The sequence below is a fragment of the Agromyces sp. ISL-38 genome (genome assembly GCF_018613935.1).
Taxonomy (GTDB): Bacteria; Actinomycetota; Actinomycetes; order Actinomycetales; family Microbacteriaceae; genus Agromyces.
Map to the genome: position 1 here is coordinate 1 of NZ_JAGGPF010000016.1, position 20,487 is coordinate 20,487.

General features: G+C 68.3%; 16 protein-coding genes. 4 read left to right on the top strand and 12 right to left on the bottom strand.

The window, feature by feature from the left end:
- From J7E25_RS16865 to J7E25_RS16900, 8 genes are all read right to left on the bottom strand, one after another.
- Nucleotides 1-528: hypothetical protein (locus J7E25_RS16865; protein ID WP_214871333.1), on the bottom strand; the 528-nt coding region annotated here is incomplete at its 3' end.
- Between the two features lie 321 nt (nucleotides 529-849).
- Nucleotides 850-1,374, bottom strand: coding sequence for a hypothetical protein (locus tag J7E25_RS16870; protein ID WP_214871334.1), 525 nt, complete (start codon nucleotides 1,372-1,374; stop codon nucleotides 850-852).
- Nucleotides 1,368-8,078 (bottom strand): PA14 domain-containing protein, encoded by a 6,711-nt coding sequence (locus J7E25_RS16875; RefSeq protein WP_214871335.1) that lies wholly within the window; start codon nucleotides 8,076-8,078, stop codon nucleotides 1,368-1,370. The genes J7E25_RS16870 and J7E25_RS16875 overlap by 7 nt, the downstream gene beginning before the upstream one ends.
- A 390-nt stretch (nucleotides 8,079-8,468) precedes the next feature.
- Complete coding sequence (locus tag J7E25_RS16880; protein ID WP_214871336.1) at nucleotides 8,469-9,368, bottom strand: helix-turn-helix domain-containing GNAT family N-acetyltransferase; 900 nt, start codon at nucleotides 9,366-9,368, stop codon at nucleotides 8,469-8,471.
- 105 nt (nucleotides 9,369-9,473) lie between these two features.
- Entirely contained in the window at nucleotides 9,474-10,016 is a 543-nt protein-coding gene (locus J7E25_RS16885) for a GNAT family N-acetyltransferase (protein ID WP_214871337.1), read from the bottom strand.
- 160 nt (nucleotides 10,017-10,176) lie between these two features.
- Nucleotides 10,177-11,874: a malate synthase A gene (gene aceB, locus J7E25_RS16890; RefSeq protein WP_251039211.1), complete on the bottom strand. Its 1,698-nt coding sequence runs from the start codon at nucleotides 11,872-11,874 to the stop codon at nucleotides 10,177-10,179.
- A gap of 210 nt (nucleotides 11,875-12,084) precedes the next feature.
- Nucleotides 12,085-13,413, bottom strand: coding sequence for an isocitrate lyase (aceA, locus tag J7E25_RS16895; RefSeq protein WP_214871338.1), 1,329 nt, complete (start codon nucleotides 13,411-13,413; stop codon nucleotides 12,085-12,087).
- A 182-nt stretch (nucleotides 13,414-13,595) separates the two neighbouring features.
- A complete protein-coding gene (locus tag J7E25_RS16900; RefSeq protein ID WP_214871339.1) occupies nucleotides 13,596-14,081 on the bottom strand; it encodes a nucleoside deaminase in 486 nt (161 codons plus the stop codon).
- Nucleotides 14,082-14,342: 261 nt separating this feature from the next.
- Between J7E25_RS16900 and J7E25_RS18465 the strand changes: the two genes are divergently transcribed.
- Together J7E25_RS18465 and J7E25_RS16910 are read left to right on the top strand one after the other, a co-directional pair.
- Nucleotides 14,343-14,582 (top strand): siderophore-interacting protein, encoded by a 240-nt coding sequence (locus tag J7E25_RS18465; RefSeq protein WP_374196252.1) that lies wholly within the window; start codon nucleotides 14,343-14,345, stop codon nucleotides 14,580-14,582.
- On the top strand, nucleotides 14,492-15,139 hold the full coding sequence (locus tag J7E25_RS16910) for a siderophore-interacting protein (protein ID WP_308164635.1): 648 nt from the start codon (nucleotides 14,492-14,494) through the stop codon (nucleotides 15,137-15,139). The genes J7E25_RS18465 and J7E25_RS16910 overlap by 91 nt, the downstream gene beginning before the upstream one ends.
- Nucleotides 15,140-15,195: 56 nt before the next feature.
- Here the strand turns inward: J7E25_RS16910 and J7E25_RS16915 are convergent, their stop codons facing one another.
- From J7E25_RS16915 to J7E25_RS16930, 4 genes are read right to left on the bottom strand one after another with little or no spacing between them, the layout of a single operon-like run.
- Nucleotides 15,196-15,750: a hypothetical protein gene (locus tag J7E25_RS16915; RefSeq protein WP_214871342.1), complete on the bottom strand. Its 555-nt coding sequence runs from the start codon at nucleotides 15,748-15,750 to the stop codon at nucleotides 15,196-15,198.
- 36 nt (nucleotides 15,751-15,786) lie between these two features.
- Nucleotides 15,787-16,356 (bottom strand): DUF3618 domain-containing protein, encoded by a 570-nt coding sequence (locus J7E25_RS16920; RefSeq protein WP_214871343.1) that lies wholly within the window; start codon nucleotides 16,354-16,356, stop codon nucleotides 15,787-15,789.
- Nucleotides 16,353-16,784, bottom strand: coding sequence for a phage holin family protein (locus J7E25_RS16925; protein WP_214871344.1), 432 nt, complete (start codon nucleotides 16,782-16,784; stop codon nucleotides 16,353-16,355). Before J7E25_RS16925 ends, J7E25_RS16920 begins: the two co-directional genes overlap by 4 nt.
- Nucleotides 16,781-17,548, bottom strand: coding sequence for a hypothetical protein (locus tag J7E25_RS16930; RefSeq protein WP_214871345.1), 768 nt, complete (start codon nucleotides 17,546-17,548; stop codon nucleotides 16,781-16,783). Before J7E25_RS16930 ends, J7E25_RS16925 begins: the two co-directional genes overlap by 4 nt.
- A gap of 330 nt (nucleotides 17,549-17,878) precedes the next feature.
- Here J7E25_RS16930 and J7E25_RS16935 point away from each other — a divergent pair, with 330 nt between their 5' ends.
- Together J7E25_RS16935 and J7E25_RS16940 are read left to right on the top strand one after the other, a co-directional pair.
- Entirely contained in the window at nucleotides 17,879-18,832 is a 954-nt protein-coding gene (locus J7E25_RS16935) for a TIGR03557 family F420-dependent LLM class oxidoreductase (protein WP_214871346.1), read from the top strand.
- Between the two features lie 96 nt (nucleotides 18,833-18,928).
- Nucleotides 18,929-20,443: a helix-turn-helix transcriptional regulator gene (locus J7E25_RS16940; protein ID WP_214871347.1), complete on the top strand. Its 1,515-nt coding sequence runs from the start codon at nucleotides 18,929-18,931 to the stop codon at nucleotides 20,441-20,443.
- Nucleotides 20,444-20,487 lie beyond the last annotated feature (44 nt).

The window sequence follows — 20,487 nt, forward strand, 5'->3', positions numbered from 1 at the left end:
AACCAAAGCCTCAGCAGACCCTTTCGAGCCCACCTGCTGCCCCCACAGATCGTGGATCGCCTGCGTCACCACCCGGGCACCGCCCGCCGCAGCCGGCGGGGTCGCCTGCTTCAACGCCCCATACTGCGGAGTCGATTCCGGGATGCCGCAGACCGACGCATCCGCATCAGCAACCTGCGGGTCATCCGGCCACGCATTCGCGATGGTCTGCGTGTCGCCGTAGTACTCGTACTTCGTACCCGCGACCGCGACCGTCGCCCCGGCCGCGACACCGGCGGGCAGCATCCGTGAGGTTCGCCGGTTGTAATCGTCGGCATACCCGGTCGTCGTGCGCAGGTTCAGCCCCTGCGGGTCGAGCGCCGTCTGCGTCGCCAAACCCAGCCACGGCGACGCCCCATACGAGGTCGCGGTGCGAAGCGATGGCACGTCGGAGTTGTCCACCCCGGCAGGCGCACCGGCTTGCACTGAATCATCCGTCGTCGATGACGTCGCCAGATTGTAGGCCGGCTTCAGGGTACTGCCGGGCACCGCGGCGAATGCGGTGTCGCCTGGCTTCTTCCACGACAGGGTGAGCAGCTACCTCTCGGGCGCGGTGACCCCGTCGGCCGTGGTCCACCCGCCTCAACGTGGCGCGGAACCGCCAGTCCGAACTAGCGTGACACGCAACTTAGCCGCTAGGACGTGCCCGGAGACGTGACCTGGAAAATCTTGTCTCTCGTGAGCGCGCACTCAGCAGCTTCTGCCGAACAGGTGTCCCAGTCGAGAATCGGAACGCGTCAACTTCCACTCGAACAAGCCAGTGAACAGACGTACCTGGAAACGGAGGCGGCAACCGCAGGACTAAGTCGACTAAGGAACGTACTCCACCGGGACACCGAGCGCCCGACCGACATCGCGTATCACTGTCTCCGCTGCAGCATTCGACATCGCCGTGGCTGGGAAAAAGCGGTCGCGGCCCCCGGTTTCAATGCCGAGTACCTTGACATGTCGCCCCATGACATCGCCGTCCGCCCAGCGGTTCAAATATCCAGAGTAGTGGCGGACTAGGAGCTCAGTCACTAGATCGGTGTTGACCCGGTACGTGCGCCACCAGCTCACGATTCTGAGAGTCGACCCTTGGATCTTAACGCCGATCATCGTGGCGCGCAGGGCAAGGATCAGCCCAGGAAGGATGAACAGAAGCGTCGGCAATTGGATCAGAGCGATCATCTCAGCACCTGCGGCCAGAGCGCCGACTGACCCGAGAGAGACCCAGCCCAGGCCCAGGCTGAGGCCGATAGCACGAGAGACTCGGCCCACTGCTCGAGATGGCACGGGCGTAGCCATTGTTTGCCTTCCTTCCTGGCTCGCCGCCGGATCGATACGCTTCACCATGCGATGCTCCGACCGCCACGGTACTGAACATAGGCGGTGGATCGCGACGAACCGTACGTCGGCCCGTTGATAATGCCACTGACCGCGCGGCCAATACCGTAGCCGACCAGATTGCCAACCGCCGTGGTGGCCAGATTCGTCTTCCTGAGGTACTGGCTAGTGAGTTCGCGCCTGGCCAGAGTCTCGATCCGGCGGCCGGCACTCGCAAACGAAGCCGCCGCATGCCGCGCAACTTGACGAACACCAACCTTGAGTAGGGCCGTCGCCGCTCCGCCGCCTAGCATGCCGATCGCCGCCGCTCCCGCATCCGCCCAGCGACCCTGGGCCAAATACAAGCCCGTCTCAACCGCCGCACAAGCGGTTCCGACCGCGCCGGGAATGAATCCACATGCGAAGAAGAACGCTTCCCCGACTGCTGAATCGGTGACGGCTCGCGCGATATCCGACCACCACGCCTTGCCCGAGAGGTCGAACCGGTTGATGGGGTCGGCGGGGTAGTCGTAGTTGTTGGTGACGCCGCCTTCGACTGGGTCGACTTCGAGGAACCTGCCGAGGGCGGGCACGTACTGGCGGGCGCCCATCTCGATCGTCGCGATGCTGCCGGCGTGTTCGGTGAGCTTGCGGTGGGTGCCGAGCCAACCCCAGTCCGCGTTCCCGGGCAGCGTGTCGGGCCCGGCGTCATCCGCCGGGCCGGTGCCGATCTGCCCGGTGGCCGGGTCGACGGGTTGCCCGAACGGGTCGTACCGCAACACCCCCACCGAACGGGTGCCCGTAGCATCCGCGGTCACCACGATGTCGCCGTGCAGGTTCGGGTACGACCACGACTGGCCCGCACCGGTCACCGACACGGTCACGCCGCCGGGCAGGCCCAGCACCCGCTGCAGTACCGTGTTCGCCCCATCGAGGATCAGGTCTGGGCTGTCCCCGCCACCGGTGAACCCGTACCTGACGGTCAGGGTTTGCGGGTTCTGCGCGCCCGTGGTCTCGGTGCGGGCCACGATCCGCCCGGTCACGTCCCGCTGGTACTCAATGCGGGTGCCATCCGTCAGGGCGGTGCTGAGGTGCTGGTCGGACACGTCGTACTTCAGGGTCTGGTCGACCAGCTTGGTCGTGTTCCCATGCGCGTCATACGCCAGCCCGGATGCCGGGATCCCGGCAGCGACCGGGTTCAGGCCCGGACCCTGCGGGGTCCCAGTGACCGCGGTGCTGGTCAGCCGGTCGGCGTGGTCGTAGCAGTACGTCGTGGTCACCGCCGTGCCGCCGGTGGGGGTGTCGGTGCTGCTGGTGCGGTTCCCGTTCAACCCCGCACCCGTGTTCACCCCGCACCCGCCGGTGCCCGCGAACCCGTACGTCAGGGTGTGCCCGGGGATCACCGCCTCGCTCAGCCTGCCGGCGGCGTCGAACCGGTACTGGGACGCGTACCCGGTCGCACCGTCGGTGAGGGTGTTCGCGACGATCCGACCCGATTGCGACCGGTACACCGTGTCGGTGACCGAGGACTGACCGTTCGGGAACGCCCACTTGTACGACAGGGTGGCGCCGGCTTCGTTGCGTTGGATTGCGGTCAGACTTGCCCCGTTGCTGTACCCGACCCCGGACAGCTCGCCGGTCGTGTAGCTCGGATCGGCGAACTGGGTGCCGTCGACGGTGACGGTCTCGACCTGGCCGTCCAAGTTGAACGTGAGCTCAGTGGTCGACGCCGCACCACCCGGCGGGGTCACCGTCGACTGGATCGCCTGACCGAGGAGGTTGTACGACACAGTGGTCACCACACCCCACACGTCGGTGTACGACACCGGACGGCCGAGCAGATCAGTGGTCGTGGTGATCGTTCCCGCCGGATCCGTCGCCGCACTCTTCAACGGGTTCCCGCCGACAGCGAAGTCGAACACCGCCGTCCGCTCCGCCGCATCCGCGTACCCTGGGTACACCGTCTGTATGGCACGGCCCCGCAGGTCATAACTCGTGCACGTCCAACCCGTGTCACCGGTGCGTTTCGAACCCACCTGCCGCCCCCACAGATCATGGATCGCCTGCGTCACCACCCGGGCACCGCCCGCCGCAGCAGGCGGGGTCGCCTGCTTCAACGCCCCATACTGCGGAGTCGATTCCGGGATGCCGCAGACCGACGCATCCGCATCAGCAACCTGCGGGTCATCCGGCCACGTATTCGCGATGGTCTGCGTGTCGCCGTAGTACTCGTACTTCGTACCCGCGACCGCGACCGTCGCCCCGGCCGCGACACCGGCGGGCAGCATCCGTGAGGTTCGCCGGTTGTAATCGTCGGCATACCCGGTCGTCGTGCGCAGGTTCAGCCCCTGCGGGTCGAGCGCCGTCTGCGTCGCCAAACCCAGCCACGGCGACGCCCCATACGAGGTCGCGGTGCGAAGCGACGGCACGTCGGAGTTGTCCACCCCGGCAGGCGCACCGGCTGGCACTGAATCATCCGTCGTCGATGACGTCGCCAGATTGTAGGCCGGCTTCAGGGTACTTCCGGGCACCGCGGCGAATGCGGTGTCGCCTGGCTTCTTCCACGACAGGGTCAGCGCCGACGGGCCGGTGTCCTGGAAATACTGCACCCGAATCCTCGCGACCTGCCCCGCGGTCGCGGTGAACACCCCAACCGGGGATGCCGCCCAGGTTCCGGTACGCCAGAAGTCAACGGTGAGATTGTCGTCGACCCAGACCCGGGATCCATCATCCGAGGACGTACGCAACTCGTACACCCCAGCCGTCGGGAACGTCACCGTGCCCGTGAACAGCACCGACCAACCCGTGGCCGGGATCCCCGTGATCGGCGAGCCACCCGCCCACTCCTTGTTGATCGCACCATCGGCAACGCCCGGGATCCCGAGCGTGAACGCCTTGGGCAGCCCAGCCAACTGCACGTTGTCGTACCAAGCGGCGTTGAGCCCGGTCAGGCCATCGTCGTACCCGGTCATCGTGTGCGCCGGCGTGATCGGGCAGGGCTCGGTCGGGAGCCGCTTCACACCGAAACACTCCTGTGGTGCGGGCCCGTACGTGTCAGTGACCCGGTCGGACTGGTCATAGATCGTGGTCGACATCCGTCCCAACGGGTCGGTGCGGGACAGTACCTGATCCTTGCTGTTCCACACCGTCGACGCGGTCAGGCCCGACGGGGCCGTGTCCGACGTGGCCCGCCATCCGGCATCCCACGTCACCGTACGGATGTGCCCGATGGTCTGGTCCTGACCGGCAGCCTGCACCGTCGTCGTGCCCTGCCCGTACACGTACTCGTGCCACGGCTGCTGGGCGGTGTCCGCACCGTCAGGAGCAGCGAGGGTCACCCGTGTCGCACGGCCCTGTGAGTCGTACCGGATGCTGGTGCGATTCGCGTCCGACGCGGAACGCGAGGCATCCGCCCTCAACCAGTCGGTCTGCAGGCCATCACGCACCCCGACCAGGCGTCTGTTGTCGTACGTGAACCCGACCTCCTCACCGCCCGGATCCTGGATGCCGATCAGGCGCTTGTCCGCGTCATAGAACAGTCGAGTGGTGTCGGTCGTGCCGGGCTGGTGGCCCGGGTACACGATGCGGCACAGCATGCCCTTCGGGGCTTCCACGCTGCCCGTGACGGCGGGGCACGCCTTCGACGACCCGCCCGCGTCCGCGGTCGTCAACGGTGCCGCGACATCGTCGCCGCCATAGAAGAAGCGAACGTCCCGTGGCGCGTCCGCGGCCGCCAGCCGGTCGAAGACCCGCTTGACCAGTCCCGTCGAGGAGTACTCCACCCCTGGCGCCGCCGGCTTCTTCACATCCACCGGGCTGGTCACCTGCTCGATCGTGCCGTCGGCGCGGAAGACATGCACCACGCCGGCCGCATCGGTGAACGTCACCCTCCCGTCACCGGCAACGGTCATCGTGCCGGACTCCCCGGCAGGCGGCGCGTACCCGCCAGCGGACCGCTTCGTGAACGAATGCGTGCCGCCCGTGGCATCGATCAGCGTGATCGAGCCCTCCTCGACCCGCGCCTTCGTGTACGTTCCGAGATCTCCCGCGAGGATCGTCGACGACGCCCACCCGTCGGGCAGGATCTCCTGAGACTTCGTGAACCACGACGCCGGGACGGGGAACGGGGTGCCGTTCACGCCCTTCTTCGCCCACAGCTCGAAGTACGCGGGGCCGGTGACCTCCTTGAACTCCGCATTGAAGGCGACTGGTGCGATCGACAGCGTCTTGGCGGCACTGCTCCACGTCACTGCAGGGTTCACGGAGCTCGTAGTGAACTTGTCGATGACTTTCGTGCCACCCACCGTGACGGCGACGCCGTCGTCCTGGGTCGACCCGAAGTAGAAGTCGCCAGCTTCGTTGGGTGTCAAGAACCCGGTCCACCTCGCCATGAACAAGTCCGACGGCACCCCGTCTCCGGGAGATGCGGTACCCCACTGGAATGAGAGCTGCGTGTCGGTTCGGGTGAGGACTTGTTTGGCCGCAGCGAAGTCCCATGACTGTGCCTGGCCGGGCTTGGGCGTCGCGTCGAAATACTCACCCTTCAACCCCGCGTTCGACGGATGCTGCGAGTTGTAGCTGAACGACACGCCCATCGGCCCACCGACCGTCGACACCGTCGGCGACGCGAAGCTCACACTCGCGTTGCCGGAGGCGAGGTTTACCGACACCGGCCCGACCGCATCCGCCGGTGACACCCCGCCGGCACCGAGTCGCTTGTTCACCGTGAACTTCGCCACCCACGGCGTCGGTGAGTCCACCTGGTAGCCCTCATCGCGGGTGATCACCGTCCACGAGTACGTCGTGCCGTCCTGCAACGACCCGGCCGGCACCGGCCACGATGGCGTGGCCAACCAGCCCGAGTTCAGCACACCACCCGTTTTCGTATCCGACCCCGTCGTCACCCGGAACCAGTACTTCAGCGTGCGCCCGGCAGGATTCGCGGGCGCCGCCACCTGCAGCACCGGCTCGGTCGAGACCACCACACCCTTGTCAGCCGGAGACGCCGTCGCGATGTCGGTTCGCGGCACGTCCGCGGTCGTGAAACTCCACACCGCCGAGCCACGCTCCGAAGGGATGCCCCACCACCAGTTGTAGTTGTCCGCAACCCACGCCTTCCAGTAATAGGTCCGCCCCGGCAACAGCTTGTTCTCAGGCACCTGCACGATGTCTGACGACTGATAGCCCGTCTCCCAGAGCGTGTTCACATCGGGATTCGGATTCTCACTGACTTTGAACCAGTGAGACCCGATGGTCCCCTGCGGGAACGTGTACCCGGATACCTTCAACGTCGGCGTCAACGACGCATTCGACGACCCATTGACCGGCGACGGCGACACAAGCGTGCCCGGCGTGGGGAACTCCTTCCACCACACGTCCATCTCAACACCGCGGTAGTGCTTGTATGTGAAGTCCGCGACCTCGTGCCCAGTGAAGACGAGCCATCCACCGCCGATACCGCCGCGCACCCACTGCGCGATCCGGTTCGTCAGCGGGTCGCTGTCAGACAACCCCGTGCCCGAACCCCAGAGATGCGCGTAGCTGAGCCACTCCCCCGTCGAGTTGTAGGAGAAGTTCGTCGCGTGGTACAGGTTGCCCAACCGGTCCGTCGTGGTGCTGTCCGAAGACATCGCCCACATCGGAATCTCAACGTCCAACACCTGCTTACCGAACAACTGCTCATAGTTGAAATGCACCAACGTGCGCCACGTGCCGCTCTCGTTGGTGTTCCCGACCTGAATGCCAAGGTCCTTGTTGTACTGCCCGTTCGTCTTATATGCATGCGTCCCGGTCGCCGGCTGATACAACTCCGGATCCACCGACACCGGGTACACCCGCTTCGAACTGTTCAGCCACGACCGTTCGGCGGTGAGCGTCAGCACCCACGAATCCCCCGAACGTTCCACGTCCGCTTCGACATCGCCCTGCGAGTTCGCACGATCGCCAAGGGTGCCCGCCGAGTCCCACATGATTGGCCGCGGCATCACCAGCACCGGCGCGCCGGCCGGAGTCTCGAACGCGATCTCGCCGGTCTCCATCGCGCGGGGCACGAGCCCGCCGCTGTCGATTCGCCACTGCCAGGATGCGCGCCCCTCCCCGCCGGGCTTCTCCGAGAGAACGAACAACTCCTTCACCCCCGACGGGGTGACCTCGTACCTCAGGTCGGTGTTCTCGAACACGCCCGGATAAGTGATCTGGTCCTTCTCCGACGACCACGGCGTGAGATCCCGCTGCATGAGCGACGACCTCGCGTCAATCAGCGAGAACCCGATCTCGTGCGAACCGTCAGCCACCCTCAACAACGGCGACTCAGTCGCGTTCTCAGCGAACCACGGCGTCAACGGGTGTTGCACGACCTCCGCGCCTCCGAGGCCGAGCAACGCGAACGGGCCACGCCCCTGAACGTCAGTCTCGATCGGCTCCCATTCGCCGTCGACCTTGACGCTCAACGGGTCCGTCGACATCTGCGTCAACTTCGCACCATCGGGCCCGTCATACGTGATCGAGAACTCGTCGCGCTCGACGATCTCCGCCGAAGCCTTATCAAAGCTCTCGACCGACTCCGCGAACTCACCCTCCGTGTCCTCCGGCGTGATCTCCGCAGCAGACCCCGGCACAGGTTCGACCTCGCCGTCGGGAGGATTACTGAAGTCACCGAGCGCCGGCTCCCCACCCGACGGAAGATCCGCTTCCGGTGACTCCTCCGGCAGCAGCGGCGCAACATCACTCGGCAACTCCGAAGGAGCCGGCTCTTCCGCATACGCGGGCTGCACCAGCGTCCCCACTAGGACAACCGTCAACAGGCCACCCACCAAGGCATTGACAACTCGACGAGTGCTCGTGCGAACAGGGCGCGACGAAACGACAATACGTGGCACGGAACTCCTCGGTAGGGCGGCGGCGAGGTCACCTGCGGGCAGTCGTGCACTCGTAAGGGGAATGTACCGAGCCAAAGAACGGCAAACGAACCGTAGCCGCTGTTTCCATACCCCCAATCAGAGGGACACCGATAACGAATCGATCACGAGCCTTCGAGCAAGCGCCGAATGCCCGGCTCACGCCAACTGGCACCCGAAAAGTATCTGATCCGACGCCGGATCATCGACCCGCGAGCGCTCCGCCAGTTAGTCGAGGGGCTTCTCGAACCAGTGGTCGGCGTAGAACTCATCGTTGAACGGGGGCACCTCGATGTACCCGGCCGCACGGTACATCGCGATCGCCTCGGTGAGGCTCGCGTTCGTCTCGAGGGTCACGGATGCCGCGCGGTGCTCGCGCGCGGTCTGCTCGAGCGCCTCGAGGATGCGGCGACCCACGCCCATGTCGCGCACGTCGTCGTCGACCCACATCCGCTTGATGTACGCGGGTTCGGAGCCGTGGAACAGCACGGCTCCGCAGCCGATCGCCCGGCCGTGCAGGCGTGCGATGAGGAACCGGCCGCTCGGCTCGGCGAACTCCCGGGTGTCGGGGTGGAGGCTCTGCGCCGGGTCGAATCCGCCCGGGAAGCGCCGGGCGAGCTCGGCGTAGTAGGCCGACAGGCACGCGCGAGCGTCGTCGGACGCGGCATCCGCGGGGTCGACGGTCACGAGGCCCGCCTCGAGCAGGCGCATCGCGGTGCCCATCGCCTCGACGAGTCGCTCGCGCTGGCGAGGGCTGAGGGGTGCGAGCAGGGATGCCGCGAGCTCGTCGCTGCGCCGGTCGAGCTCGACGCGCTCGGCTCGGCCGGCCTCGGTCGGACGCGCGGTGCGCACGCGTGAGTCCGCAGCGGATGCCTCGAGGCCGACGAGACCCTCCCGCTCGAGGGAACGGAGCAACCGGCTGAGATACCCGGAGTCGAGCTCGAGGCGCTCGCGGATCTCGCGCACGTCGACGCCGTCGTCGCGCACCTCCCAGAGCACGCGGGAGGCGCCGAGCGATCGAGCGCTGCCGAGGTACTCGTCTTCGAGGGCTCCGATGCGCGCCGTGACGGCGCGGTTGAAGGCGCGGACGCGATCGATCGAGGCGCGGTCGAGCTGCTCGTGGGTCATATCTCTGACCGTAGTCAGCGATTCGTCGGACGGCAAGAGCCTTGTCGGATTGCCGGAGGCCGGCGGCCGTCGGGTCAGCACTGGCGGTCGACAGCAGGGCTGCGCTCAGTCGAGCGGCAGCTCGAGCACCCAGTCGTCTTCGACGCGGCCGCCGACCGTGAAGTGCTTGCGGCCGATCTTCGCGAACCCGTGCTTCTCGTAGAAACGGATCGCGCGGGCGTTCTCCTCGTTCACGCCGAGCCACACCGACGTCGCGCCGGTCGAAGCCGCCGCGTCGAGCGTCGCCGACATCAGGGGCGCAGCGACGCCCGTGCCGTGTGCGAGGGCGCGGGTGTAGAACTTGCTGAGCTCCACGACCGGCCGGCGCGTGAGTGCGGCCGCGGCGTCGGCGTCGCCCGGCTCGCCGCTGATGAGCATCGAGTAGCCGACGAGCCGGCCGTCGTCCTCGGCGACGAGGATCGCCCGGCGCTCATCGTCGAGGTACTCCTCGAAGCGCGCGACCGTGAAGTGCTCGGCGATGAACGCGGCGATCGCCTCCGGGGTCGTGTGGGGCGGACACGCCATCGGGAAGGTCTCGGCGGCGAGGTCGGCGAGCGCCGCGGCATCCGCTCGCCCGGCCGCCCGAATCGTGATGTCGTGCACGATCATCGATTCTTCCAGAGCGCCCGGGTGCATGACGGCACCCGGCGCTCTCCGACCGAGACGCCGCCACTGATGCTGAAATCGCATCAGTGGCGGAGTCACGCGTCCATCACACCCGCGTCGGCGTCGGCGTCGGCGTCGGCGTCGGCTTCGGCGCTGCATCCGCTCAGAGGTAGCGCGCGTACGCCCCCAGCGTGAGGAACGTCGGGAACTCCGGCTCGAGCGCGACATGCCGGAACACCTCGATCGCGTCGTCGAAGCGGTCGCCGTCGAAGCGCGGTAGGCCGGCGATGACGGATGCCACGACGCCCTCCATCCACGCGTGGTCGATGCGGGTGCCCTCGGCCGTGATGGTGTTCTCATTGAGCCACTGCCAGATCTGCGAGCGCGAGATCTCGGCCGTCGCGGCATCCTCCATGAGGTTGTCGATCGCCGCGGCACCGGTGCCGCGCAACCACGACTCGATGTAGCGGATGCCGATCGAGACGTTGTCGCGCACGCCGCCCTCGGTGACCTGCCCGCCGATCGACGGGATGTCGAGCAGCTGCGCCGCCGTCACCTCGACGTCGTCGCGCAAGCGGTCGACCTGGTTCGGCCGCTCCCCCAGCACCGCGTCGAACTCGGCGCGGGCAGTCGAGATGAGGTTGGGGTGCGCCACCCAAGTTCCGTCGAAGCCGTCGGATGCCTCGCGGCGCTTGTCGGCGGCGACCGCGGCGAGCGCGCGCTCGGTCACCTGCGGGTCGCGCCGGTTCGGGATGAATGCGCTCATGCCGCCGATGGCATGCGCTCCCCGCTTGTGGCAGGTTGCGACGAGCAGTTCGGTGTATGCGCGCATGAATGGCACGGTCATCGTGATCGACTTGCGGTCGGGCGTCACCCAGCGGCGGCCGCGCGAGCGGAACGTCTTCACGATCGAGAAGATGTAGTCCCAGCGGCCGGCGTTCAGGCCGGCGCAGTGGTCGCGCAGCTCGTACAGGATCTCGTCCATCTCGAACGCGGCTTGGATCGTCTCGATGAGCACCGTCGCACGCACGGTTCCCTGGGGGATGCCGAGCCGGTCCTGCGCGAAGACGAAGATGTCGTTCCAGAGCTTCGCCTCGCGGTGCGACTCGAGCTTCGCCAGGTAGAAGTACGGCCCACGGCCCGCCGCGATGAGCGCCTGCGCGTTATGGAAGAAGTACAGGCCGAAGTCGACGAGCGACCCCGAGGCGTGCATCGCGCGCCCCGCCCGGTCGTGGAACCTCAGGTGCTTCTCCGTGAGGTGCCAGCCGCGGGGCCGCATCACGATCGTCGGGGTCTCCTCGGCCGTGACGCGATACTGCTTGCCCTCGGGGCTCGTGAACTCGAGCTCGCCATGCAGGAAGTCGAAGAGGCTGAGCTGGCCTTCGATCACGTTCGCCCAAGCGGGGCTCGTGGCATCCTCCTGGTCGGCGAGCCAGACCTTCGCGCCCGAGTTGAGGGCGTTGATCGCCATCTTGCGATCGGTCGGGCCGGTGATCTCGACGCGGCGGTCCTCGAGGCCGGGGCCGGCGCCCGAGACGCGCCATGAGCGGTCGCGCCGGATCGACTCGGTCTCGGGCAGGAATCTCGGATCGCGGCCGTTCGCGGCGTCGACACGGGTCTGCAGGCGCGCGGCGAGCAGTTCGTGGCGGGTGCCCGCGAAGCGGTCGTGCAACTCGGCGAGGAACTCGAGCGCCTCGGGAGTGAGGATCTCGTCGTATCGCCCGCCGAGGGGCGCCGTCACCTCGATGCGAGGTTCGACGGTCTGGAAGCTGCCCGTCGCGGGATGTGCAGCGTGTGCTGCGCTCGCGGCGATCGGCGTGGCATCCGTGCGTTCGATGGTCATGCTGGGTGTGGTGTTCATGGTCGTGTCTCCTTCGGTGTGAAGCCCTGCCCGCCGGCGCGCCGCTCCGCCGCGCTGCCGCGTTTTGTCGGACATCGGCCGGTTTGCAGGACGCCTTGCGTGCTGTCTGTCCTACAAATCCCGAGATGTCCTACAAACCAGCGGGAGGCGAGTGGTGCTGGCAGCGGGAGTGGTGCTGGCGGGACGAGTGGTGCTGGCAGGTCGAGTGGGTCAGTAGTTGAACTGTTCTTCCTCGGTCGATCCGACGAGGGCGAGCGTTGCGCTGTTGGGGTTCAGCGCGGTGGCGATGCGGTCGAAGTAGCCGGTGCCGACCTCGCGCTGGTGGCGCGTGGCGGTGTATCCGGATGCCTCTGAGGCGAATTCCGCCTCCTGGAGTTCGACGTAGGCGCTCATGTGCCGCTCGCTGTAGTCCTTGGCGAGCGTGAACATAGAGTGGTTGAGGGCGTGGAAGCCCGCGAGGGTGATGAACTGGAACGCGTAGCCCATCGATGCGAGCTCGCGCTGGAACTTGGCGATCTGGTCGTCGTCGAGGTGCCGCTTCCAGTTGAACGACGGCGAGCAGTTGTAGCTCAGTCGCTTGCCCGGGAACTTCGCGTGCACGGCCTCGGCGAAGCGGCGCGCGAGGTCGAGGTCGGGCTCGGCGGACTCGACCCACAGCAGGTCGGCGTACTCGGCGTAGGCGAGGCCGCGGGCGATGACCGGCTCGATGCCGTTCTGCACCTCGTAGAATCCCTCGGCGGTGCGCTCGCCCGTGACGAACGGCTTGTCGCGCTCGTCGTGGTCGCTCGTCAGCAGAGTCGCGGCGAGTGCGTCGGTGCGCGCGATGATGATCGACGGCACGCCCGCGACATCCGCCGCCAACCGTGCCGCGTTGATCGTGCGGATGTGCTGCGACGTGGGCACGAGCACCTTGCCGCCCATGTGGCCGCACTTCTTCTCGCTCGCGAGCTGGTCCTCCCAGTGCACGCCCGCAGCGCCCGCCTCGATCATCTGGTGCATGAGCTCGTACGCGTTGAGCGGGCCGCCGAAGCCGGCCTCGGCGTCGGCGACGATCGGCGCCATCCAATCGCGGTCGTCGATGCCGTCGGATGCCTCGATCTGGCCCGCCCGGAGCAGCGCGTTGTTGATGCGGCGCACGACTGCCGGCACCGAGTTCGCCGGGTAGAGCGACTGGTCGGGGTAGGTATGGCCGCTCAGGTTGGCGTCGGCCGCGACCTGCCAGCCCGAGAGGTAGATCGCCTGCAGTCCGGCGCGCACCTGCTGCACGGCCTGGTTGCCGGTGAGCGCTCCGAGCGCTGCGGCCCACTTCGGGTCGTCCTGCGGCGTGAAGGCCGTGCCCGTGTTCTCCTGGATGAGCTGCCAGAGCTTCTCGGCGCCGCGCTTGGCGAGGGTGCGCTCCTCACGGACCGGGCCGCGGAGGGCGATGACATCGGCGGCGGTGTAGTCGCGGCTGACGCCCTCCCAGCGGGCGTCGGCGTCCCACTCGGGCTGCAGCTCGGCAGCGGTCTGGGTCTGGTCTCCGGGGCGGTTCTTGCTCATCGTGGTGCTCCTTCGTCGGTGCTGAGCGGATGCTTCGGTGCGGCCGTCGGCGCCTGCTTCGGCGCCATCCGGGGTCTCTGCATCCACTCTGCGACCGCTCGCAACCCACACAGCGACGATCCGGGGGGTGAACTTCCCGGGTTCTTCCGCGCTGCAGAAGAACCCGCGTGCGGAGCGCTCCGTCAGTTGCGCCTGGCGTGCCGTTCGATGAGCACGCGGACCTCGTCGACGAGTTCGTCGACCGGCCCCTCGACCACGAGCCCAGGGGCCACCGTCGTGATCGGCAGGTTCGCCACCGGCGAGCGATCGGCTCCGAGCGCCGCACGCCACGCCACGATCTGGTGGCCGGAGGCCACGTACACGATCCGGCCCAGGCCGACCCAGGCGTGCGCGGCCGAGCACATCGCACAATGCTCTCCCGAGGTGTACACCGTCGCGCTCGCGCGTTCCTCCGGCGTGAGGTGGGCCACAGCCCATCGCACGATCTCGAACTCGGGATGCCGCGTCGGATCCCCCGTGGTCGCCTCCCGATTACGGTCGGCGAAGCGCTCGGTGCCGGCCGCGTCGACGAGCACCGACCCGAACGGGCCGTCACCCGCGTCGGCGGCCTCCCTCGCGAGCTCGACGACGCGGCGAAGGTGGACGAGGTCGGACTCGGAGATGGCCATGACTCGAATCTGCCCGCGGAGGGTGGCGATCGTCACCCCTCACATGTGTTGCGGGCGTCCCGGCTAAGGTCAGGCCACCGAAGGGCCGACGCGCACTCACCCACGGCGCCCGTAGCGATCAGGTGCGGCCGCTAGAGTTCTCGTGCTCGACGACGGCGTCCGTCAGCGCGCCAACTCCGCGGCGTCGTCGATGCCACACGAACGCAGCAAGAGAAGGAGCCGATTGTGTCCACGCGCCTGACCGTGAGCAGCGCGTCCTGGGTGACGCCTGCCATTCGGCGCCTGCACTTCCGCGCCGACGACCTCTCGGCGTTCGCGGGGAGCACGTCCACCGACCGGTACGTCAAAATCATCTTCCGCAAGCCGGGCGTCGACTATCCCGACCCGCTCGATGTCCGAGCCCTGCGGGGGTGCTGCCTCCAGAGCAGATGCCCGACGTGCGCACCTACACGGCCCTGTTCCCCGACGTCGAGGCGGGCACCCTCGCGATCGACTTCGTGATCCACGGCGACGAGGGCATCGCCGGCCCTTGGGCGGCTCGCGCCGAAGTCGGCGACGAACTCCTCGTCAGCGGACCGGGCGGCGCCTATCTTCCCGACCCCGCCGCGGACTGGCACCTCCTGGTCGGCGACGAGTCAGCGGTCCCTGCGATCATCGCAGCACTCGACGCACCCCCCCGCGATGCCACGGCCCGGGTCGTCGTCCTCGTCGACGGAGCTGAGCACCAGCCCGACCTGCCGCTCCCCGATGGCGGCGCCGTCACCTTCGTGCATCGTAACGGCGGCGACGGCGACACAGACGGCGACGGCATGCTCGTCTCAGCGGTGCGCGAGCTGGTATGGCCCGACGGTCGCGTGCACGCGTTCGTGCACGGAGAAGCCCAAGAGGTCATGCACGGCTTGCGGCCGTACCTGCTCAACGAGCGCCGCCTGACCCGCGACCAGCTCTCCATCTCGGGGTACTGGCGCCGCGGGCGCACCGAGGATTCCTTCCGCGTCTGGAAGTCCGAACTGGCGCGCGCCGAAGAGCAAGAGCGTCCCGGCGGCCCCCGCCGCTGAGGGCGAGAGCGTGCGGGCGTCCACCGTCCGAAGACCGGACTGCCGCCGAGGGCCGATCAGGCGGCGCAGACCTCCCCGAGCGCGGCGACGCCGTCCACGAGGCTCTGGATCTTTGCCCCCATACCCGAGACATCGGCGTTCGCCGGGTCCTGGGCGAGGGTGCGCACGTAGCCGAAGTAATCGGAGGCCGCCGCCGCGGCCTCGGTCGCGGCCGGCAGGACCTCGGCGTTGGTCACCTGAGCGGCGCTGTCGTTGAGCGCGGCCTCGGCGGTGTCGAGCAGGGCGAGGCCCGCAGCCGGATCGGAGGTCATGGTCGTCATCGTCTCGGGGGTGTTGAGTTCGGCGAGCGCCTGTACGCCGGCCGCCATGATGTCGCAGGCCTCCTGCTTGGTCTGCTCGACGGACACGGCTGCTTCGGTCTCGACGGTCGCGACCTCTTCGGCCTTCTCCGGGGCGGATCCGCCTCCTCCGACCGCACATCCGGCGAGCAGCAGCGCGGAGAGAGCGAGGGGCGCGAGGGCGATGACGCGAAGTGAGGGCACGGTCTTCCAGTTCGATTCAGGCCGCGGCGACTCCGCGAACGTCTCCGCCATCCAAGCACAGAGCGGCATGGCGCGCTCTTCTCGAGCGCGTCATGCCGCGTTCACTCACTCCATCTGCCGCTCGGCCGCATGCTTTGCCTCGGTTTGGACTTCGGATGCCGCGGCGCCGCCCTCTTCCTTGACGGTGTCGACCGCTTCGGCTGCGCGCTCCTTCACGGCGTCGACGGCCTCGCGTGCGGGCTCCCGCAAGTGGTCGGCCGACTCCATCGCCACGTCGCGCACCGCGTCGACGAGCGGCGCTGCCGCTTCCTTCGCCTTCTCGGCGACGTCGCGCTCGGGCTTCGAGGCCGGCAGGAGTGACGAGAGGAGCCAGCCGACGCCGAAGGCGATGAGGCCTGCGGCGATCGGGTTGCCCTTCGTTGCCGAGGCCACGCGTTGCGGCGCCTCGGCGACAGCCTCGCCGGCGGTGTCCATCGCGTCGTGGGCCGACTCGGCGACATCCGAGGCGGTGCCCATCACACGATCGGTGACCCTGCTCACCGCTCGCCGCACCTTGTCGGTCTGGCGGTGCGCCATCTTCGCCGGGTTGACCTTGTCGGCGAGCGCGTCGACGTCCTGCCCGAGTTCTCGTCGAGTCCGCTCGATGTCGGAGCGGATCTCACTGGGGTCGCTCATCGGTTCTCCTCATTCCTTTTCAACGTGTCCGGGATCTTCTTGATGCTGTCGACGGTCTTCGGCATGCCGTCGACGGAGTCGAACTCCCGCTTGCCGAGGAGCGCGAGCACGACGGCGACGATCGCCCAGATCGCCGCGACGATCACGGCCGACCAGGCGTTGCCGACGAGGTAGCCAAGGCCCCACCACACCGCGATCGAGAGGAAGAGCGCGGTGAGCAGGCCGGCCACCCCTGCCGCGCCATACATTCCGGCGCCCTTCCCTGCTCGGATCGCCGTCTGCCTGATCTCGGCCTTGGCGAGCTCGACCTCTTGTCGCATGAGCGTCGAGACGTCGCTGCTGACCTCGGCGAGGAGGTCGCCAAGCGACGTGTTCGCGGCCTGTTGCTCCGACGGGGTCGGCAGGTCGGCGCCCGAGCCGTTCGTCATCGCAACCCCCCTCTCGGTTGGCTCGGGTGGCCGGGTTCACCGATGTGTTCCCCGAGGAGCGGCGCCCTCGAGGCATCCGTGCCCTCGCCGTATGCCGGCGGCATCGACGTGGTCGGCACGGCGGCGCGCGGACGCGTCGACCCGGCGCGCATGTCGCTCGCGGATCTCCCGGATGCTCCGGCCGTCAGCTCATCCTCAATGGGGGCCGTGAGGGCGCGGGTCATCCGGCCCGCTATGACACCGGCTCCGAGGGCGATCGCGAGGAACACGCCCGGACGGCGCCGGGCGAACCCCTTGACCTCTTCGAGCAGGGATCCCGGGTCGCGGGCCTCGAGCCACCTGGCGACGTCATCGGCGCTGCTGCCCGCTTGCCGAACGAGATCGGTGGCGTATCCCGACTCCGTCGAGCTCTCGGCCATCTGGGAGAACTGGCCGCCGACGGCTCGCAAGCCGCTCGCGACGCGTTGCTGTTGCACTGCTGCCTGGTCGCGGAGCTCGCTGCCCGCCTGGTCGGCGAGCTGCCGTGCCTGGCGGCGTGTCTCGAAGGCGACGGACTTCGTCTCCTCCTTGGCGACATCCGCCACGCGTCGGCCCGCCTGTCCGGCGTCTTCCGCGAGCATCGCAGCTTCGTCGCGCAGCTCGGGGGTGGTGCCCGCCGGCGTTGTGCCAGCGATCGTGCCCGCCGGAGGCGTCGTGCCGGTGGGAGGCGTCGTGCCGGTGGGAGGCATGGTGCCGGCGGGAGGCATGGTGCCGGCGGGAGGCATGGTTCCGCTCGGAGGCGTCGTGCCGGCGGACGACGTGCCGCTCGGTGGGTTTCCGGTGGGAGGCGTGGGGGCGTCTGGAGGCATGCTGTTCGTCATCGTTGACTCGCTTTCTCGGGTTACCCGCGCCCGCGGCGAGGCCGCGGAACGCCGGTCGGTACCGACACGGTAGGTCGGCGGTTCTCGCCGAAGAAGGCCTTGCCAGTTCGAGAAGCGCGGCGTATAACGCGAGCGGATCGCGGCGCATTGTGGCGGCATCCGACCCCGCACGCAACCGCTCCCGGAACGGATGCCGCGGGCGTAACGTCGCCCCTGTCGAAGGGAGCGACGATCATGCAGTACGGCTACAAGCTCTCCGCAGAAGGCTTCGGACCGCAGGAACTCGTGCGGCAGGCACGCCTCGCCGAGGAATCGGGGTTCGACTTCGTCGAGATCAGCGATCACTTCCACCCGTGGCTCGACTCGCAGGGGCATTCACCCTTCGCATGGACGGTGCTCGGGGCCATCGCCGCGACCACGGACTCGCTCGGTCTCGCCACCGGCGTGACCTGCCCGACCGTGCGGTATCACCCGGCGATCATCGCCCAGGCCGCGGCGACCCTCGCGCTCCTCTCGGACGGCCGGTTCACGCTCGGCGTCGGCTCGGGCGAGCGCTTGAACGAGCACGTGGTCGGCACCGGGTTCCCGGCGGTCGCCGAGCGCCAGGCGATGCTCCACGAGGCGCTCGAGATCATCCGGCTGCTGTGGTCGGGCGGCTACCACTCGTATCGGGGCAGGTACCTCCGCCTCGAGGACGCACGCGTCTTCGACCTCCCCGAGAAACTCCCGGTGATCGCGGTCGCTGCGGGCGGACCGGATGCCGCGAGGCTCGCAGCCGAGCTCGGCGACGGCCTCTTCGGCACCGAGGCGAAGCCCTCGATCCTCAAGGCGTATCGAAGGGCCGGCGGCGACGGACCGCGCTACGGCGAGGTCGGACTCGCGTGGGCGCCCGACGAGGAGTCGGCGGTGCGCGCCGCCCACGAGTCATCCCGTTGGTCGCTCACGGGCTGGAAGGTCATGAGCGAGCTTCCCAACCCGGCGAACTTCGAAGCCGCCTCGGCGCTCATCCGCGAAGAGGACGTGGCCGCAAAGTTGCCCTGCGGGCCGGATGCCGCGAAGCACCTCGAGGCGATCCGCGAGTACGAGCGCGCCGGCTACGACCACATCGTGCTCACGAACTCGGGCCCGGATCCCGACGGCTTCATGGACTTCTTCGCCCGGGAGCTCAAACCCGCGCTCGTGCGGTGAGCGCGGCGGCGCTCACCGGCCGGCCGATTCGCAACTCGGAGAAATTTCGCGGTTCTTCTGTTTGCAGCATCCGCTCGGCCATGTGACCATCGAGGAATGGTCATCGCCGATCGCACCGCCCAGACGGCTCTCGCAGCCGCCCCTCTCGCGCCTTCGGGTGCCGACGACCGCGGGCCCGACGAGGTCGACGCGCTCACGCTCGGCCGCCGCATCCGTGAGCGCCGCACCGCGCTCGGCATGACCCTCGGCGAACTCGCCACGGCGATCGACCGCGCACCCTCGCAGGTCTCGTCGATCGAGAACGGCAAGCGCGAGCCGCGCCTCTCGATGCTGCGCACGATCGCCCTCGCGCTCGGCACAAGTGTCGATGAACTGCTGCGAACGGATGCCCCGAGCCAACGCGCCGCACTCGAGATCGCCGTCGAGCGCGCCCAGCGCGGGCCGGTCTTCGCCGCGCTCGGACTCCCGTCGTTCCGCGTCGGCAAGGCGTTCAATGACCAGACGCTGCAGACCATCCTCACGCTGCACAACGAGATCGATCGCCTGCACCGCGAGCGTGCAGCGACGCCCGAGGAGGCACGTCGCGCGAACGCCGAACTGCGTGCCGAGATGCGCGCTCGCGACAACTTCTATCCCGAGCTCGAGGCGAAGGCGGCCGAGTTGCTCGAGGCCGTGGGGCACGCCGGCGGGCCGGTCTCCCACCAGCTCGTCGCCGACATGGCGAGCCACCTCGGCTACTCGCTGCACTACGTGGGCGACCTGCCGCACTCGACCCGGTCGGTCACCGACAAGCGCCACGGCCGCATCTACCTGCCGACCCAGCAGTCGCCTTCACGCGACTCCCGCTCGCCGATCCTCCAGGCCCTCGCGAGCCACATCCTCGCCCACGAGGAGCCGAGAAACTATGGCGAATTTCTGCGCCAGCGCATCGAGACGAACTACCTCACCGCCGCGATCCTCCTGCCCGAACAGGCCGCCGTGCGTTTTCTCACCGAGGCGAAGAACCTGCGGCGCATCTCGATGGAGGAGCTCCGCGACGCGTTCGCGGTGTCGTATGAGACGGCCGCGCACCGCTTCACGAACCTCGCGACGGCTCGCCTCGGCATCCCCGTGCACTTCATGAAGGTGCACGAGTCGGGCACGATCATCAAGGCCTACGAGAACGACGCGGTGCGCTTCCCTTCGGATGCGTTGGGTGCGGTCGAGGGAACGACCGTGTGCCGCAACTGGACGGCCCGCACGGTGTTCGACGTCGAAGACCGCTTCAGCCCCTGGTACCAGTACACCGACACCCCCTCGGGCACGTTCTGGTGCACGTCGCGCATCGAGAAGGCCAAGGAGGGCGAGTACTCGGTGTCGGTCGGCGTGCCGTTCGAGCACGTCAAGTGGTTCCGTGGCCGCGAGACCTCGCATCGCGCCGTGTCGCGCTGCCCCGATGAGACCTGCTGCCGTCGCGCCCCCGGTGCGCTCGCCGAGCGGTGGGCCGATCAGTCCTGGCCCGCGGCGCGCACGCCCACCTCGCTGCTCGCGGCGTTGCCGACGGGTACCTTCCCAGGTGTCGACCAGACCGAGGTGTACCAGTTCCTCGAGGCGCACGCGCCGCGCGGCTGAGCAGGGGCGCCGCCTCGCGAAGCGGCGATATCCGGATGGCGCTT